This window comes from Streptomyces finlayi (genome assembly GCF_014216315.1).
GTDB classification, from domain to species: domain Bacteria; phylum Actinomycetota; class Actinomycetes; order Streptomycetales; family Streptomycetaceae; genus Streptomyces; species Streptomyces finlayi_A.
Window position 1 is genome coordinate 434,508 of record NZ_CP045702.1, and the last position, 17,496, is coordinate 452,003.

Sequence of the window (17,496 nt, forward strand, 5' to 3'; positions counted from 1 at the left end):
CCGCGCGCCGTCGGCGGCTCAGCCCAGGCCGTACACGCGGGTGGCTGTGCCGGCGAAGACGGCCCGTCGTTCAGGGCCCGAGAGGGCGGTGGTCAGGGTGCGGGCGGCATCGGCGACCTCGGCGTAACTCGCCGCCAGCCGGCACACCGGCCAGTCCGAGCCGAACATCAGCCGGCCGGGGCCGAAGGCGTCGATGACCGTCTCCGCGTACGGCCGCAGATCCTCGACGGTCCAGTGGTGCGGGTCGGCTTCGGTGACCAGACCGGAGAGCTTGCAGACGGTGTTGGGCCGGGCCGCCAGCGCCCGCAGACCGTCCGCCCAGGGCTGCGTACGCCGCTCGGCGACGGGTGGCTTGCCGGCGTGGTCGAGTACGAAGGTGAGCCCCGGGAGCAGCGCCGCGGCCTGCGCGGCAGCGGGCAGCTGGTGGGGCCGGACGATCAGGTCGTAGACCAGTCCCGCGTCGGCGACGGCGGACAGACCGCGCTGGACGTCGGGGCGCAGCAGCCACCGGGGGTCTGGCTCGCCCTGCACCTGGTGCCGGATACCGACGAGCCGGTCGCCACCGGGGAGCGCCCGGAGGGCGGCGAGCGTGTCGGTGATCCCGGGTGCGGTGAGGTCGGTCCAGCCGACGACCCCGGCGACCAGGCCGCTGTCCCGCGCGAGTGCGAGGAATTCCGGGGTCTCCTCGGCGACGGTGACGGTCTGGACGAGCACGGTGGCGGTCACACCGGCGGCCCGGGCCTCGGGCTCCAGGTCGGCGAGGGTGAACGTACGCCGGAGGGGAGCTAGTTCCTCTCCCGTGATCCAGTCCTGATCACGTACGGAGAGGTCCCACACGTGGTGGTGGGCGTCGACCACACCCGTGGAGGGCCCGGAGGGTGTCACGTCACAGCTCCCAGGCGATCGGCAGTCCCGCTCCGGCCCCGTCGGACGTGTAGTCGTGAGCGACGTCGAGGAGCTGGTCCATCCGGGCCTGCCAGGCCACGTTGACGGGCAGTTCCTCCAGTTCGGCGAGAAGGCGGGTGTAGTCCTCGCAGTCGATGAGGTGGAAGAGGTCGGTGCCGCTGCGCCAGATCGTCCACGCGGTGGCGCCGGCCGCCCGGATCGCGGTGGTGAGCTCCTCGGGCACCTCGCGGTGTGCCGCCTCGTACTCCGCTGTGCGGTCGGCGCGGACCTTGGTGTGCAGGGCGATCCTCATGTCAGTTCCCTTCCCGGTGGCCGTCGCCGCCCGGTTCGTCGTTCAGGAGTCCTTCGGCGCGCAGCTCGTCCCAGAGCGCGTCCGGGATCTCCGCGCGGAGCAGGGCGGCCGCGTCCCGTACTTCCTCCGGCGAGCGGGTGCCGACGAGCACTCCGGCGACGGCTGGGTGGGCGAGCGGGTAGTGCAGGGCGGCGGCGCGCAGCGGGACTCCGTACCCCTCGACGACGGCCTTCATCCGCAGGGCCCGGTCCAGGAGCTGGAGCGGCGCTGCCGCGTAGTCGTACGTCGCGCCGGGGCGGGGGTCGGCGAGGAGGCCCGAGTTGAAGACACCGCCGACGACGACGCTCCGGCCGCGCGCGGCGGCCTCCGGCAGCAACGCGGTCAGTGCGCTGGGGTCGAGGAGGGTGTAACGGCCCGCGCAGAGCACGGCGTCGACGTCGGTGTCGCGCAGGAAGCGGGTCAGCATCGCGGTCTGGTTCATGCCCGCGCCGATGGCTCCGACGACACCCTCCGCCCGGAGCTTCTCAAGCGCCGGGTACGCCTCACGGAAGGCGGCTTCCCCGTGGTCGTCGGGGTCATGGAGGTAGGCGATGTCGATGCGGTCGAGGCCGAGGCGTTCGAGGCTGTCCTCGATGGAGCGCCGCACGCCGTCGGCGCTGAAGTCCCAGCGGCGCCGGTGCGTGGTGCGTACCGCGAACCCTTCGGAGAGCCCGTCGGAGAGCCCGTCGGCGGCCGGGACCCCACCGGCGGGAACCGGATCGAGTACCCGGCCGACCTTGGTGGACACGACGTAGGCGTCGCGCGGCCTGGACCGCAGAGCCTCGCCGAGCCGCCGCTCGGAGAGACCGAGTCCGTAGTGCGGTGCGGTGTCGAAGTAGCGGATGCCCTCGTCCCAGGCCGCGTCCACGGCCGCTGCCGCCCGCGCGGGGTCGACGGCGGTGAAGAGGTTGCCGATGGCCGCCGCCCCGAAGGAGAGCCGGGTGATCTCGACCGCACTGCGCCCGAGCCTGTGCCGTTGCATGTCGCTGCCCTGCATGTCGCTGCCGTGCATGTGTCTGCCATCCCTGCCGGTGATCGCTGGGCGTTCACAGCGAATATTCATCGGATCACTGGGCCGCGTCAACACCTGGAACATGAGAAGAACCGGACTCCTGCGCCACGTTCCAGGAAATCAGTCCGATCTATCAGCCCTGATCGTCAGGCCTGGCGAACTAGCCGTGGGGATCAAGCCGTGGGATCCGTGGGGATCAGCGAGCGCAGTCCGGTCAGCTCTTCCTCGATCGCTGACGCCAGCCGGTCGAGGTCCGGCAGCGCCTTGCCGTCGGCGACCAGGCCGACCTGGACCCGACCGCCGTAAGAGGACAGGGCCACGGCCAGCGCCTGACCACGGGCCAGGGGCGCCATCGGGTAGACGGCACCGAGGGGGCAGCCACCGAGCGAGAGCGCCGAGCGCGGCAGGGGGACGCTGGTGACCAGGACATCGAACAGGATCCGCGCCGCGTTCCCCGCCAGGGGCGCACCGAACCGGTGGACCAGCGGCGGAAGTTGATCGGCGAGCACGGCGACGGCTCCGGCGCCTCGCAGTGGCCCCGCCGACTTGTTGCGGTCCATGGCGGTCCGCACCGCACGCAGGCGCGCCCGGGCGTCGGGTTCACGGACCGGAAGCCCGAGGAGATAGGCCGACAGCCTGTTCCCGTTGCTCTTCGTCGCACCCGGTCTGCGCCGGGAGACGGGCACCAGGGCGCGGGGGTCCGACCCCGGCAGCTCCTCGCCGCGCGCGAGCATCCACCGCCGCAGCCCTCCGGCGACCACGGCGAGCAGTACGTCGTTGGCGGTGCCACCCTCCGCCCGGCGGATGTCCTGCACCACGTCGGCGTCCAGTTCCGCCGTGGCCAGTCGGCGGGTGCCGCTGGAGCCGGCGGTGAGCGCACTCGACACGTGCAGGTCGAGACGGCTGTTCCGGACGACGGACGCGCCCACCCCGAGCGCCCGCCCGACCTCCCCGATCCGGTCCAGAGCCATGCCGGCCACCTGGCGGGGGCCCGGCATCCAGGACCGCGGCGGCACGGGGACGTGCCGCCGTACCGCGCCACGTCCGGCCGCGGCTCCGGCCGCGGCGATCTGGTCGAAGATCCCGGCCCCGATGGCGACGGCCCGCATCCCGTCGGCGAGGGCATGGTGCAGCTTCACCAGCACGGCGAACGGCCCGTCGTCCGCCCCGCTCAGCAGATACATCTGCCAGGGTGGCAGCCCGCGTTCGAGCGGCTGCTCCATCAGCTCCCCGGCGAGCCGGGTCGCTTCCACCATGAAGTCACCCTCGTCCAGGACCACCCGTACGACATGGCGGTTCACGTCGAAATCCCTGTGCGCCGACCAGGCCGAGCCGCCGACGGGCAGCAGGACGTCCCGCACCCGCATGCGCAGCCGGGGGATCGCGGCGGCGCGGGTGCCGAGGAGGCCGAGGATGTCGTCCGGGCCGACACCGGGCGCCGGGGAGAACACGGCGAGTGCGCCGAGGTGCATCGGGTGCGCGTCGGATTCGAGGTGCCAGAAGGCGAGATCAAGCGGGGCCAGGAGCTCGGTACCCAAGGGGTCCTCATGTCATGGAAGGCAGAACTGCGGGACCGGGAGTCTGAAAGGAGAACGGTGCGCGCAGCCTGCGCGCCCCACCGCACCCTCGCAGTCAACCGCTGGCGAGCGTTTACGGTCAAGTACAGACATGTCACGTAACGTTACATTCGGGTAGGGCTACCGGCGTTCGGGGACGAGGAACTCGCACCACACGCACTTGCCGGTGCCCCGGGACTCCACACCCCAGACATCGGCCAGTCGGTCGACCAGCATGAGCCCACGCCCGGAGACCCCGGACTCCCCCGCGTCCCTGCGCCGGGGCAGCGCGCTGGAGCGGTCCTCGACATCGACCCGCAGCCGCCGCTCGGGGGCCGCGACGACCCGGATCGTCACGATCGCCCCGCCGTCGGTGTGCATCAGCGCGTTGGTCATCAGCTCGTCGGCTGCGAGTTCGATCTCGTCGGCCCGTTCCGCCGCACCCCAGGCCCGCACGGCGGCCCTGATCGTGTGACGGGCGGAACTCAGCGCCTCCGGATCGTTCTGTGCGACGTGCTGCTGGAGCCGGCCGCCGGGCTGCGGCGCGTGAGCCGCCTTGCGGCGCAGCAGGAGTATCGCCACGTCGTCCTCGCCGCCCCGCTCGTCCACGGCGTCGCAGAGACGGTCGGCCAGGGTTTGGAGGTCCCGGGGCCCGTTGGTGACCAGGTCGACCACGAGCTGCATGCCCTCGTCGAGATCGGAGCCCGGCAGTTCCACCAGGCCGTCCGTGTACAACAGCATCGTCTGACCCGGGTCGAGCTCGACGGTGCTGACCGGGTACTCGAGCCGCCCGAACTCCGCCGAGAGGCTGAGCGGCAGCCCGCCCTCGACCGGCAGGCGGCGACAGCTTCCGTCGACGTCCCGGATGAGCGGGTCGACATGTCCGGCACGGACGAGTTGCACCACGCCGGTCCGCAGGTCGACCTCGGCGTAGCTGCACGTCGCGAATCGGTCGGTGTCGAGTTCGTGCAGGAAGACGGAGGCCCTCGCCATGACGGCGGCGGGGCTGTGCCCTTCGGCGGCGTAGGCGCGCAGCACGATCCTGAGCTGCCCCATGACGGCGGCGGCGTGCGTGTCGTGGCCCTGGACGTCTCCGATGACGGCCCCGACCCGGCCGCCCGGCAACGGAATCACGTCGTACCAGTCGCCGCCGATGTCCCGGCCGAGCCGCGCGGAACGGTAGCGGACGGCGACCTGGGCACCCGGCACCTCGGGGATCCTGCGGGGCAGCATCGCCTGCTGGAGACCTTCGGCGAGGTCGTGCTCCTGCTCGTACAGCATGGCGCGCTGGAGGCTCTGGGCGATCGAGCTGCCCAGGGCCACCAGCAGATTTCGCTCGTCGGGGGTGAACCCCGCCTTGTCGTTGTAGAGGAGCCCCAGTGCCCCGATGGGCCGGGCCTGGGCGATCAGTGGCAGATAGGCCGCCGAGGTGATCCCGAGCTGGCTGATGTGCGGCCACAGGACCGGATACGAGGCGGCGAAGTCGGCGGCCGACTCGATGAAGCGGGGTACCAGGGTGCGGACGACCTCACTCATCGGGTACGGCTCGTCCGTACGGGTGTACCGGGTGCCCGGGACGTAGGCACCCTCGGGCCCGTCGGCCACCAGATGGATCCGCCCCGACTCCAGCAGGCCCATGACGAGACTGGCCGCGCCGAGGTTGGCCAGGCCGCCCTGGGAGTTCTTCAGTACGTCGGTGACGTCCTTGACGGTCCGGGCGTGTGCAAGAGCGGCTGTCGTGCCCTCCACCACACTGGTCCGCTTCCGCCGCTCCGCGTCCAGCTCCTGGCGGGCCGTCGAGTCGGAGAGCTCCTGGGTGGCGTCGCGGACGATCCCGATGATGCGGCGGGGCCGCCCGGTGCCGTCCCGGCAGATGAAACCCTGGGTGTGGGTCCAGCGCAGCGTGCCGTCGCGCCGCAGGATACGGAAATACGCACCGTAGTTGCTGCGCCCGCCCTTGAGGGCTTCGGAGACCATCCCGTCGAGGCGTACGCTTTCGTCCGTCGGCACCCGGGTGGAGAGCGTCACGGGCCGGTCGTCGTACTCCTCGGCGGGCATGTCGAACACGTCGAGTGCGGGCTGGTCCATGTGTAGGAGTCCGCTGTCCAGATCCCAGTCGAAGCTGCCCATTCGGTTCAGGGCGAGGCTGAGGTCCGGGTGGGCGGGCCAGTCTTCCGGGAGTGACAGGGCACCCGCTACCCGATCATCCATATAGGCCACTCTGCCATCGATTGTCTGATTCTTCGAGCGATTCGGCCGACGGCGGCCCATAACCCTCCTCACCCTGCCCGCCACCGTCATCCCACGAGGGACGCGGCGGCGTCAGGCCCACCGGACACCGGCGGCGCCTCTCCGTCCGGGCCCTGGTCACCGTCGGAGGGAGCCTCTTGCCACAGGCCGGATCCGCCCGGTTCCCCCGCGGCTCCCGAGTCGCCGGACCGGTCCGGCGGGGCTTCGTACAGCTCGTCGGCAGGCGCCTCCATGACTTCTTCCCGCGGCACGTCCTCGGGTGCTTCACCGACTTCCTCCGTCGGCTCACCGGGAGGCACGGCGGAGGGAGGTTCAGGAGACGCGGGCGCCGAAGGCTCCGGGCTGGCCGTGGAGGTGTCCGGAGAGGGCACGATGCCGTCGCCCGGCTCGAAGGGGGGCGGATCCTCGGGGGTCCTGTCCTGCGCCCCGTCGTCTCCGGCCGGCCGCTCGATCCAGGTGCCGTCGGCGACGTCGACGATGACGAGGTCCCTGATCGCCCGGATGCTGGGCTCGATGACCAGGACACGGTTCGGGTCGTAGTCCGCCCATTCCTTGCCGCGGTACGCCAGGGAACCCTTCATCACGACCGGTGCGCCGAGCGGGTTGCCGCACACGCAGCGGACACGGGGCGTGCCATGGGTGTCGGTCAGCACGGCGGTGCCCGCCTGGAGCACGGACTGGAACGCGGTGGGCGAACCGGCCTCCTTGTCGTAGCCGTGACCGGTCACGCGGATGTCGGTGCGCAGGAGGACGGGAGTGAGCCCGCGCAGGAACGCCGGGATCTCCTTCTGCCGGATTCCCGCGGCCTCGGCGAAGGCGCGGGCCTTGACCGCGTCCCCGGCCAGGAAGCGCACCTGCTGCTCGACGTCGCAGCTCGCCACGGACCTGGTGCCGCCGTACAGCCCGGGGGTGGCCCCGGACACGGCGCGCTCGGTCACTTCGGTGAGGGCGGCGGGCGACGCGGTGGCCGCCGGGGGCGGGGACCCGGCGGTCGATCCGGTGAACGGGGCGGGACCGGGCGACACCGCCGACTGGAGGAAGAGCTCCTTGGCCCCCGCCGTGCCGGGGGTGCCGCTCTCACCGCCCCCCGCACCCTGGCCGCAGCCCGCGACGAGGAGGACACCGACGGACAGGGCTACGGACGCGGTACGTCGCGGACGCTGGGGTGAGCGCACTGAGCTCTCCTGCTTCACCTCGAACCGATGGGTCCCCCTCATCTGTGCCGTACCACGCGCCGGTCCGCAAGCCGAACGACCACCTCCCGCACCCTCACCCACTCGGGGTTGAACGCGTTCAAGAAAGCCTCTAGTCTCAGCATGCCAGTTGAACGCGTTCAAGAAATGGGGTGGGCTGGCCATGTCCGTTCTGGTGAACCTGATAGTGATGCTGGGCATGCTCGTCGTCGTGCCGGCCGGGCTGCGACTGATGGACGCCCCGGAGCTCGACCGGATCCGGCGGCTGTGGCCGTTCCTCGCCGCCCCGGGCGCCCTCGCCCTCTGGCTGCCGCGCGGTCTCCCCGCCGCCGCGCTCGCCACCGTCTACGCCCTGGGGGCCGTGGCCCTCGCACTGCACGCGCCGCTGCGCGCGGCCCGCACCCGCAGCGCACACCCCACGGAGATCGCCCTCTACACCGCACTGGTGACCCCCTCGGTCGCCGCGCTGGCCCTCGTCGCCGAGCGCTCGGGGCACGAACTCTTCGGCTTCGGCCTCGGCATCCTGGCCCTGACCGTGCCGCACTTCCACTTCGCCGGGTTCGCCGCCGCACTGGTCGCCGGACTGCTCTGCCGGACCACCGGCACACCGGCGGGCCGGTTCGCCGCACTGAGCGTGCCGCTGGGCACCCTGCTCGTTCTCATCGGCTACTTCATCGGGGACTGGGCCGAACTGGCCGGGGCAGTCGTCCTGACGGCCGGGATGTGGACGGTCGCCCTGCTGACCCTGCGCACCGTCCGCACCGGCGGCCCGGACCGCACCACCCGGGCACTGCTCCTGACCTCGGCCGCCGTCCTCGTCGCCACCATGGTGCTCGCGCTGAGCTGGGCGCTCGGCGAGGCCACCGGAATCCCCCACCCCTCGCTCACCTGGATGGCCGCTACACACGGCCTCGGCAACGCACTGGGCTTCGCCCTCTGCTCGGTACTCGCCTGGCGCCGGCTCCAGGACCGCACCCTTCCGGAAGGCGGAACCGCATGAACACCTTCACCTACCCCGAAGTCGGCGCCACCCTCCTCGGCCCGCTCCCCGACGGCTACCACCACCTCCACCACCGCACCCGGGTCGGCAGGGGCCGCGCGGACTTCGAAGCGGCGGGAGCCGCCGTCACCGGCTGGCGCATGCACCGTGCGGCGGGAGCGGGGATCAACGCGACAACGGCGCGGGCCGAGGCAGGAACGGGCGTCACGGTCTCACTGGGCATCGGCCCGCTCCGGGTCACCGCCCCCTGCGAGGTGGTCTGGGCGACGTACGGGAGCGAGCGCATCGGTTTCGCCTACGGCACCCGGGGCAGCCATCCGGAGCGCGGCGAGGAGTGCTTCGTGGTGGACCTCGCCGACGACGGAACGGTGTGGTTCACGGTCATGGCCTTCTCCCGCCCGGCCAGTTGGTACACCCGCCTCGCGGGACCCCTCGTCCCGCCCGTCCAGCACTGGTACGCACGCCACCTCGGCCGCAGCCTGGGCCGGATCGTCGCCGCCCGCTGAGCGGGGCCGTGGCCGATACTGGAAGCGATGGAGTGGTTCACCGCAGAGGGGTACTGGCTGAGCCGGCTGATCTTCCAGCGGGCTCTCGCCGTCCTCTACCTGGTCGCGTTCCTCGCCGCGGCGCTCCAGTTCCGGGCGCTGATCGGCGAGCGCGGAATGCTGCCCGTGCCCGCCCTCCTGCGGCGGACCCCGTGGCGGGCCGCCCCCGGCCTCTTCCGGCTCCACTATTCGGACCGCTTCTTCGCCCTCGTGGCCTGGACCGGCTGCGCGGTCGCCCTGGCACTGGTCGTGGGCGTCGACGCCCATCTGCCGCTCTGGGCGGCGATGCTCCTGTGGGCGCTGCCCTGGGTGCTGTATCTGTCGATCGTCCAGGTAGGTCAGGTCTGGTACGGATTCGGCTGGGAGTCGCTGCTCCTGGAGACCGGATTCCTCGCGATCTTCCTGGGCAGTGGTGACACGGCGGCGCCGGTGCTCGTGCTCTGGCTGCTGCGCTGGCTCCTGTTCCGTGTGGAGTTCGGCGCCGGGCTCATCAAGGTCCGCGGTGACTCCTGCTGGCGGCGGCTGACCTGTCTGGAGTTCCATCACGAGACCCAGCCGATGCCGGGCCCGCTGAGCTGGTTCTTCCACCACCTGCCGAGGCCCGTGCACCGGGTGGAGGTGGCCGCGAACCACGTCACCCAGCTCCTGGTCCCGTTCCTGCTCTTCACCCCGCAGCCGGTGGCGAGCGCGGCCGCGGTCCTGATGATCGTCACCCAGCTGTGGCTGGTGCTGTCCGGGAACTTCGCCTGGCTGAACTGGCTCACGATCACGCTCGCCCTGTCGGCCGTCGACTGGTCGTTCGTCGCCGGAGCTCCGCCCGCGCAGTCCGCGCCGCCCCTCTGGTACGAGGTGGTGGTCATCGCCGTCACGGCACTGATCCTGGCCCTCAGTTACCGGCCGGCCCGCAATCTGATCTCCCGCAACCAGGTGATGAACCGGTCCTTCGACCCGCTCCACCTCGTCAACACCTACGGGGCCTTCGGGAGCATCAGCCGGGTGCGCCTGGAAGTCGTCGTCGAGGGAACCGCCGAACGGGTGATCCACGAGGGCACGCGCTGGCAGGAGTACGGCTTCCACGGCAAGCCCGGCGATCCCAGTCGCCTGCCGCGCCAGTTCGCCCCGTACCATCTGCGGCTCGACTGGATGATGTGGTTCGCCGCGCTCTCCCCCGCCTACGCCCGGTCATGGTTCGGGCCGTTCACCGAACGGCTCCTGGAGAACGACCGCGACACCCTGGGCCTGCTGCGGCACAACCCGTTCCCGGACAGCCCGCCCGCACACGTGCGGGCCCGTGTGTACCGCTACCGCTTCACCTCGTGGCGCGAGCTGCGGGAGACCGGATGCTGGTGGCACCGCGACTACGTGCGCGAGTTCATGCGGCCGGTCTCACCTGCGGGCGGGCCGGGCGGACGGCACTGAGTCCCGCCCCTCCCCCGGTGGGAACCGGGGGAGGGGCGGGACTCATGGAAGAGAGCGCCGGTGCGAGCGGTCAGTCGATGCCGGGGAGGATGTGCGGCTCGGCGAGGTCGTCCTCGTAGCCGGCCAGCCGGATCGGTGCGGACCTCGCCCAGACCTCGATGTTCCGGAGTCCTTCGGGCTTGCGGGCCCGCGCTCCGTACCGTTCTTCCGGTCGCTTCTCGTACTTCGTCAGTTCTGGTGTCACCGCGCACTCCTTTGTGTCGCGTAACCCCGGGCAATGGAGAGGCAACGGCCGAAACCATGCGTCGGCCACCCGGGGCAGGGGCAGGAACAGCTCGGTCGCGGTGGCGCCCGTAGGGGGCGGGACGGCGGTCCGGTTGCAGACCTGTCCCAGGACGGCCAAGGAATCTTTGTGGATTCCCCAGTGGCGTCCGTTCACCCCAGACTAACCAAATGAGCGCGACCGCGCTCGACAGAACGTATGGCCTAGGTCACTTTCGGCCAAAGACGCCACCCGATCAGGGGCCCAAGGACGGCATATCCGTTCATACCGTGACAGAAAAAACGGCGGCCCGTGGAGCACGGACCGCCGTCGTCGTCGTTCGCGCCGGGTTCACCAGTTCCCGGGCGCGTAGTCCTTGAGGAAGCAGCCGAACAGGTCCTCGCCGTGCTCACCACGCACGATCGGGTCGTAGACTCGGGCCGCGCCGTCGACCAGGTCGAGCGGGGCGTGGAAGCCCTCCTCGGCGAGACGCAGTTTGTCGAAGTGCGGGCGCTCGTCGGTGATCCAGCCGGTGTCGACCGAGGTCATCAGGATGCCGTCGGTCCGGAACATCTCCTGGGCGCTGGTCCGCGTGACCATGTTCATCGCGGCCTTGGCGGCGTTCGTGTTCGGGTGCCCCGCGCCCTTGTAGCCGCGGCCGAAGACGCCTTCCATCGCGGAGACGTTGACGACGTACGCGCGGCCGCTCGCCGACTTCTTGGCCGCGTCGGCCATCGCCGGGCGGAGCTTGCTGATCAGGATGAACGGCGCCGTGTAGTTGCACAGCTGGGTTTCGAGCAGTTCCACCGGGGAGATCTGCTCGATGGTCTGCACCCAGGTGTTGCTGTCGACGACGTCGGGGAGCAGACCACCCGCGTCGATGGCGCTGCCGTCCAGGTGCCGGGCGACGCTGGCGTTGCCCGCGACCAGTGCGAGATCGGCGACCTGCTGCGCGTCGAGGCCGGAGATCCCCGCGGGCAACGCGGCCAGACCGTCCACCGCGCCGGAGCCGAAAGCGCCGATCACGTGGTGGGCGGGGAGTTCCCCCGCGGGAAGCGGGGCGCTCTCGCCCTCGACCAGCGCGGCGTAGGCGGCGGGCAGGCGGCGCACGGTCTGCGTCGCGTTGTTGATGAGGATGTCCAGCGGCCCCTGCTCCGCGACCTGGTCCGCGACGGCGACCGCCTGTGCGGGGTCGCGCAGGTCCATGCCGACGACCTCCAGCCGGTGCAGCCAGTCCGCCGAGTCGTCCATCGCCTTGAAGCGGCGGACGGCGTCCCTGGGGAAGCGGGTGGTGATGGTCGTGTGCGCGCCGTCGCGCAGCAGCCGCAGCGCGATGTACATGCCGATCTTGGCACGGCCGCCGGTGAGCAGGGCGCGCTTGCCGGTGAGGTCCGCGCGGGCGTCGCGCTTGGCGCGGTTCTCGGCGGCGCAGCTCTGGCAGAGCTGGTGGTAGAAGTAGTCGACCTCGACGTACCGCGTCTTGCAGGTGTAGCAGGAGCGGGGCCGCTCGAGTATCCCGGCGATCCTGCCCGCCTCGGTGACCGACGAGGGCAGGATGCCCTCGGTCTCGTCGTCGATGCGCACGGCGGAGCCGGTGGCGGTGGCCTCGGTGACCGCCTTGTCGTTGGCGGTCTTGGCCGCGCGGCGCTCCTGCCTGCGGCGCTGTTTCACGGTGCGGTAGACACCCGCGGTGGCGCGGCGCACGGCGATCGCGTCCGGATGGTCGACGTCGATGGTGTCGAGCTCGTCGAGCACACTCAGACAGACGGCGAGCCGGTCGGGGTCGATGCCGGGACCGAACTCACCGGCTCCGGGATCGAGCTCCGGGCTGTCAACTGTCACGGTCATGGCCGTTCCTCTGTCACTCGAAGATGCCGGCCACAGGCTGCGCCAGGCCGCGTTGCTACGGGCCGAACGCCCCGCTCAAGTTTGCCACGGCCCGGCACGGCCCGGATTCGGCCTCCGAGGACGTCTTTGAATCCGGAAGGCATGACTTCGCTTGAGCCGGGCATACGAGGTTCCACACCATCGGCAACCAGGAGGACGACACCATGACGGCGATGTCAGTGCGAACCACCGGAGCGACCGGCGCAGCCACGCCGACGCATCACCAGGTAGGTACGCGGACATATGCCTCGACTGCCGCCGGTACGGGCACACTTCCGTGGATCGAGGACACCGGCAAGGTGGCACCGCAGGACGCCCGCGCACTGTCCCGGATGTTCTTCGACGAGTTGCGGACCCTTGATGAGGGGACGCCCGAGTACCAGTACGCGCGCAACACCCTCATCGAGATGAATATCTCCCTGGTGCGCTATGCCGCGTCCCGCTTCCGCAATCGCGGCGGTGACGACGGCGAGGACATCATCCAGGTGGGCACGATCGGTCTGATCAAGGCCATCGACCGGTTCGACCTCTCCCGGGAGGTCGAGTTCGCGACGTTCGCCGTGCCGTACATCGTGGGCGAGATCAAGCGCTTCTTCCGCGACACCACGTGGGCCGTCCATGTGCCGCGCCGCCTGCAGGAGCTGCGGGTCGATCTGGCCAAGGCCAAGGAGCAGCTCGCGGCGGAGCTGGACCGCGATCCCACGGTCGCGGAGCTCGCCGCGCATCTGGACCTTCCGGAGGAGGAGATCATCGAGGGTCTCGTCGCGGCCAACGGCTACTCGGCCGGCTCCCTGGACACCCCGTCGGCGGATGGCGAGTCCGGTCAGGACCAGCGGGCGTACGCCGATCTGCTGGGCGAGACGGACCCCGGCATGGAGACCGTGGAGAACCTCCACGCGCTGGCTCCGCTGCTGGAGAAGCTCGACGACCGTGAGCGCAAGATCGTGCAGATGCGCTTCGGTCAGGAGATGACGCAGTCCCAGATCGGGGAACGTCTGGGGGTTTCCCAGATGCATGTGTCGCGCCTGTTGAACCGGATCGTGCAGCGGCTGCGTACGGGAATGTGCGTGGAAGCCTGAACCGCCACGCGGCGGAGTGAGATGCGTCTAGGATCTGGGGCATCCCCCGGAGTGGGATCTCTCGACGCGGGTAGACGAACGGCGAGAAAAGGTCTCCGACCTCCCTGCGGCGCCTTGGCTGGAGCTATGAATGAACAGGCCACCTCACGGCCGGACGACCCCGGTCAGGGGTTCCGGTGCACTGAGGTACTGCACACCGCCGAGGTGTTCGCGGGCGAGCCGGGCTGCATAGCGCAGGCCCGCGCACTGGCCGACCTGTTCCTGACCCGGCTCGTGGCGGAGTGGCTCGCGGTCCTGCGTGAGCACACCCGCAGCGATCTGATGCTGGCGGTCAGCGAGCTGATCACCAACGCGGAGCGCTACAGCCACGGTCCGTACCTGCTGGAGCTGGAAGGCACCGCGCAGAGCATCAGCGTCACGGTGTACGACAGCAGCACGGCGCTTCCCGTCCTCTACGCCCCCGATCCCGCCCGCCTCGGCGGCCACGGGATGGAGATCGTCGTCGCCCTGTGCGACCGGGTCACCGCCGAGCGCGTTCCCGTCGGCAAGCGCATCCGCGCCGAGTTCCAGCTCAGCACCTGAGTCACCCGCTCCCCGCGCGGGCCGGCCGGCGGTCGAAGACGCAGTCGCCGCAGAGACCGCCGTCCGGGCACCGGTAGTACAGACAGCAGCTGCGCCGCCGGAACGCCGGGCCGTGCGGGGTGCCGGTGGAGGACAGGTCGGGGTGGTCGAAGAGCTCCGCCGCCAGGGCGCGTGCCCGTGCCGCCACATCGGGGCGGCCCTGGGTCCGCGCCCAGGCGACCAGTTCCCGTACGGCGCCGGCGAGCGCCGAGCCCGCGTTGCCCCACAGCAGCCGCGCCGAGATCGTCCCCTCGGCGCGCAGCGCTTCGGCGAGCGGCGCGAGGTGGCCGGCCTGGACGATTTCCCGGATCCGGCGGGCGGTGCCCTCGGGAGTCCCGCTGTTCTCCGCCGGCTCGGCGTCCGACAGCCACAGATCGTCGGGCACGGAGTGCGCCGGGTCCCAGAGGAGCCGGTCGGGCGAGAGGTCGGGCAGCCGGCCGGTCAGGGCGGCGGGGCCCAGTGCGACGGACCAGAGCCGTGCGGCCAGTGCCAGGTGGGCAAGGGAAGCGGCGACTCTGCGTTCGGGGGTACGCAGCCGGCCGGCGACCGTGTCGACACGAGCCGTGAGCGGTGCGAGATGGCCCGCGTAGAGGCGGGCGAGCGGCAGGTGGGAGCCGCCCGGTACGGGCGTGGTGCGCAGGGCGAAGAAGCCACCGGGGCCGGACGCCTCGGTCCGGTCCATGGTCCGCTCCCCCGTCCCGCCCGGCCACCCACCGTGCCGGATCCGGGGCTCACCGTACCCGTCGGACCCGAACTTCTGACGTCCCCGGCCAGGAGGACTACCGTCGGGAGGAGGACACCGGACCTCCTGACGTACTACTGGAGCAGTACGTCGAGTCGCCGCCTCTGGGACGACGACTCGGCGACTCCGACAGGACATCGTGGTCTACATGAGTTTCCTCGCGCTGTCTGTGCTGCTGTCACTGGTCTCCGCGGTCGCCTACGCGGCCGGGGCGATCATCCAGGAGCGCGTCGCCGCGGGCGGTGACGGCCGCTCGTACGCGGCACTCGTGCGCAACGCCGCCTGGTGGGCGGCTGTCGCCCTGAACGGCCTGGGCGCGGTGCTCCACGTGGTGGCCCTCGCCTACGGCCCTCTCAGCCTCGTCCAGCCCCTCGGTGCCCTCACGATCGTCTTCGCCCTGCCCATGGCCGCGCTGTTCGTGGGCCGCAGGGCCGGGTCGACGGCCTGGCGCGGGGCCGTGATGGCCACGGTCGGTCTCGCCGGGCTGCTGGCCCTGACCGGGAGCGCCGAGTCGCGTGCGCTGGGCGCTCCGGAGCAGTTGCTGCTGGCCTCGGTGACGTTCGGCGGGGTGGCGGCGCTCTTCCTCGTCGCGAAGGGGATGCGCCGCCCGATGGCGCGCAGTGTCCTGCTGGCCACCGGCGCCGGGGTCGCGTTCGGCATGGGCTCGGTGTTCACCAAGACCGTGGCAGTGGAATGGACGTCCGGTTCGGTGGGTTCGGGGCTGCCGACCCTTCTGGTGATCGCGGGTCTCGCGGCCGCGGGACTCCTGCTGTCCCAGTCCGCGTACCGGGGCGCCGGTCTGACCGCGCCGCTGGCGATAGTGACGGTGGTGAATCCTGTGGTCGCCGCGGCGGTGGGAATCACGCTGTTCGGCGAGGTCTTCCGCTACGGCATGACGGGGACCCTGCTCGCGCTGGTCTGCGGTGCGGTGACGGCGGGAGGTCTGATCCTGCTCACCACGGGGCGGCTCGGGACGGAACGGACGGACGCGCCGAGGGAAACCGGACGGACAGCGGCGGGGAACGCGGTGCCGGACGAAGGGGGCGATGCGGGCCGGGCACTCCCCACGCCGCGGAGCCGTGCCGGCCTTCTGCCCGCACTCGTGAGCCCGCCCGGACCGTCGTCGCCCGTCGGCGTGCTCGCCACGGCTTCCGACCGTACGTCCGCCGTGCCTGCCGCCACGGCTTCCTTTCCGGCGCCCGGCTCCCTGCCGCCGACCATCACACTGCCGCACGGGGGCAAGGTGGGCGGCGTGGGGTTCACCGGCGCTCCGGCGGCCGACGGCTCGCGGCGGACCGGCTCGGTTCAGATCTTGACGCCGCCCGCCCTGAGGTAGGCCAGCGGGTCGATGTCGGACCCGTAGCCGGCTCCCGTACGGATCTCGAAGTGCAGGTGCGGGCCGGTGCTGTTGCCCGTGGAGCCCGAGCGTGCGACCCGCTGGCCGCTGCTCACCTGCTGGCCGGCACGTACGTGCAGCGCCGACAGATGCGCGTACTGGCTGTACCTGCCGTCGCCGTGCCGGATGACGACCTCGTAGCCGTACGCCCCCGCCCAGCCCGCCGAGACCACCTTCCCGGCGGACACGGCCTTCACCGACGTACCGGTGGGCACGGGGAAGTCGACGCCCGTGTGGTAGCCGCTGGCCCAGGAGCCGGACTGGCGGTACGGAGTGCCCGCGCGGGCCGCCACCGGCGCGCTGAGACCGGACTGCTTCTCGGAGCGCTCCGTGGACCGCTCCGAACGCTCGCTCTTCTTCGGCGCGGGCTTGGCCGCGGGCTTCGGCGTGGACTTCTGCGCGGGCTCGGCCTGCCGCTTCGGTTCCGGCGTGGCGGTCTGCTTCGGTTGCGGCCTGGCTTCCCGCTTCTGCTTCGCTTCCGGCTTCGGCTTCGCCGCGGGGGCCGCCTGCTGCTTCGGGGCGCTGCCCCGCGCCCTGGCCACGTCCAGGCTGAGCCGCTGCCCGGGAAGGATGAGGTCGGGGTCGTCTCCGACGACCTGCCGGTTCGCCGCGTAGAGACGCTGCCAGCCACCGCGGACCTGCTCGGCGGCGGCGATGCCGGACAGCGAGTCACCACCGGCCACCGTGTAGGACTCCCGCTGACCGGGCACGGTCGTCGGTGACGCGGGTGCGGCCTGGGGCCGGGCGTGCGGGGTGGTCTTCCCCGGCGCCTCGACCCGCTTGGTTCCCTGCGACTGCGGGGAGATGCCGGGGGCGTCGCCCCCGCGGGTCAGACCCGCGCGTACGGAACAGGCCGGCCAGGCTCCCGGCCCCTGCCCGTCCAGCACCTTCTCGGCGACCGCGATCTGCTGGTCCTTGGTCGCGAGGTCGGCGCGGGCCGCGTAGGCCGTACCGCCGTACGCGGCCCAGGTGGACCCGCTGAACTGCAGGCCGCCGTAATAGCCGTTGCCCGTGTTGATGTGCCAGTTGCTCGTCGACTCGCAGACGGCGACCTTCTCCCACACGTCGGTCGGCGCGGCACCCGCCGACGCGGCGGTGATGAGCGGGAGCGCGATGCCCGCGCCGCCCGCCGTCACCGTGAGCGAGGCACGGTTGATGCGGCTGGGCTGATATCTACGGTGTCGTCCGTTCGCGGCCATGACGTGGCTCCCCCCACTGCAGTAGGACATGTCGCAATCGGCCAACTTAGGTGCAGCGGGAGGGTGATGACAAGGGATCCAGGGGCGCGCAGGGGGCG

Annotated in this window: 16 protein-coding genes; 6 read left to right on the forward strand and 10 right to left on the reverse strand. The window is 71.5% G+C overall.

Annotated features, from left to right (window positions below):
• Window positions 1–18: 18 nt before the first annotated feature.
• The 6 genes from F0344_RS02175 to F0344_RS02200 form a co-directional block, all read right to left on the reverse strand.
• On the reverse strand, window positions 19–885 hold the full coding sequence (locus F0344_RS02175; protein ID WP_185297148.1) for an amidohydrolase family protein: 867 nt from the start codon (window positions 883–885) through the stop codon (window positions 19–21).
• A gap of 1 nt (window position 886) precedes the next feature.
• On the reverse strand, window positions 887–1,198 hold the full coding sequence (locus tag F0344_RS02180) for an L-rhamnose mutarotase (protein ID WP_185297149.1): 312 nt from the start codon (window positions 1,196–1,198) through the stop codon (window positions 887–889).
• 1 nt (window position 1,199) lies between these two features.
• Window positions 1,200–2,219 carry an aldo/keto reductase gene (locus F0344_RS02185; protein WP_185302470.1) on the reverse strand — a complete coding sequence of 340 codons (1,020 nt, stop codon included), beginning with the start codon at window positions 2,217–2,219 and terminating at the stop codon, window positions 1,200–1,202.
• A gap of 203 nt (window positions 2,220–2,422) precedes the next feature.
• Window positions 2,423–3,787 (reverse strand): wax ester/triacylglycerol synthase family O-acyltransferase, encoded by a 1,365-nt coding sequence (locus F0344_RS02190; protein ID WP_185297150.1) that lies wholly within the window; start codon window positions 3,785–3,787, stop codon window positions 2,423–2,425.
• A 159-nt stretch (window positions 3,788–3,946) separates the two neighbouring features.
• The gene (locus F0344_RS02195; RefSeq protein ID WP_185297151.1) at window positions 3,947–6,016 is read right to left on the reverse strand and encodes a SpoIIE family protein phosphatase; all 2,070 of its coding nucleotides are present in this window, start codon (window positions 6,014–6,016) and stop codon (window positions 3,947–3,949) included.
• Between the two features lie 86 nt (window positions 6,017–6,102).
• Window positions 6,103–7,230 carry a DUF6777 domain-containing protein gene (locus F0344_RS02200; RefSeq protein WP_185297152.1) on the reverse strand — a complete coding sequence of 376 codons (1,128 nt, stop codon included), beginning with the start codon at window positions 7,228–7,230 and terminating at the stop codon, window positions 6,103–6,105.
• A gap of 181 nt (window positions 7,231–7,411) precedes the next feature.
• Between F0344_RS02200 and F0344_RS02205 the strand changes: the two genes are divergently transcribed.
• The 3 genes from F0344_RS02205 to F0344_RS02215 are packed head-to-tail and all read left to right on the forward strand — an operon-like array spanning window position 7,412 to window position 10,212.
• Entirely contained in the window at window positions 7,412–8,248 is an 837-nt protein-coding gene (locus F0344_RS02205) for a YndJ family protein (protein WP_185297153.1), read from the forward strand.
• A complete protein-coding gene (locus F0344_RS02210; protein ID WP_185297154.1) occupies window positions 8,245–8,754 on the forward strand; it encodes a DUF1990 family protein in 510 nt (169 codons plus the stop codon). The genes F0344_RS02205 and F0344_RS02210 overlap by 4 nt, the downstream gene beginning before the upstream one ends.
• Window positions 8,755–8,781: 27 nt before the next feature.
• Entirely contained in the window at window positions 8,782–10,212 is a 1,431-nt protein-coding gene (locus tag F0344_RS02215; RefSeq protein WP_185297155.1) for a lipase maturation factor family protein, read from the forward strand.
• 70 nt (window positions 10,213–10,282) lie between these two features.
• On the opposite strand, the gene F0344_RS02220 is transcribed toward F0344_RS02215, so the two are convergent.
• Together F0344_RS02220 and F0344_RS02225 are read right to left on the reverse strand one after the other, a co-directional pair.
• The gene (locus F0344_RS02220; protein ID WP_185297156.1) at window positions 10,283–10,456 is read right to left on the reverse strand and encodes a hypothetical protein; all 174 of its coding nucleotides are present in this window, start codon (window positions 10,454–10,456) and stop codon (window positions 10,283–10,285) included.
• 369 nt (window positions 10,457–10,825) lie between these two features.
• A complete protein-coding gene (locus F0344_RS02225; protein ID WP_185297157.1) occupies window positions 10,826–12,322 on the reverse strand; it encodes an SDR family NAD(P)-dependent oxidoreductase in 1,497 nt (498 codons plus the stop codon).
• Between the two features lie 203 nt (window positions 12,323–12,525).
• On the opposite strand from F0344_RS02225, the gene F0344_RS02230 reads away from it, so the two are divergent.
• Entirely contained in the window at window positions 12,526–13,440 is a 915-nt protein-coding gene (locus F0344_RS02230) for an RNA polymerase sigma factor SigF (protein ID WP_185297158.1), read from the forward strand.
• A 126-nt stretch (window positions 13,441–13,566) separates the two neighbouring features.
• Window positions 13,567–14,022, forward strand: coding sequence for an ATP-binding protein (locus F0344_RS02235; protein WP_185297159.1), 456 nt, complete (start codon window positions 13,567–13,569; stop codon window positions 14,020–14,022).
• A 1-nt stretch (window position 14,023) separates the two neighbouring features.
• Here F0344_RS02235 and F0344_RS02240 read toward each other — a convergent pair whose 3' ends face one another.
• Window positions 14,024–14,743 (reverse strand): IucA/IucC family C-terminal-domain containing protein, encoded by a 720-nt coding sequence (locus F0344_RS02240; RefSeq protein ID WP_185297160.1) that lies wholly within the window; start codon window positions 14,741–14,743, stop codon window positions 14,024–14,026.
• 208 nt (window positions 14,744–14,951) lie between these two features.
• Here F0344_RS02240 and F0344_RS02245 point away from each other — a divergent pair, with 208 nt between their 5' ends.
• Window positions 14,952–16,139: a DMT family transporter gene (locus tag F0344_RS02245; protein ID WP_374940052.1), complete on the forward strand. Its 1,188-nt coding sequence runs from the start codon at window positions 14,952–14,954 to the stop codon at window positions 16,137–16,139.
• Here F0344_RS02245 and F0344_RS02250 read toward each other — a convergent pair.
• The gene (locus tag F0344_RS02250; protein WP_185297162.1) at window positions 16,109–17,398 is read right to left on the reverse strand and encodes a peptidoglycan DD-metalloendopeptidase family protein; all 1,290 of its coding nucleotides are present in this window, start codon (window positions 17,396–17,398) and stop codon (window positions 16,109–16,111) included. The two genes, F0344_RS02245 and F0344_RS02250, sit on opposite strands and share 31 nt — an antisense overlap.
• Between the last annotated feature and the right edge of the window lie 98 nt (window positions 17,399–17,496).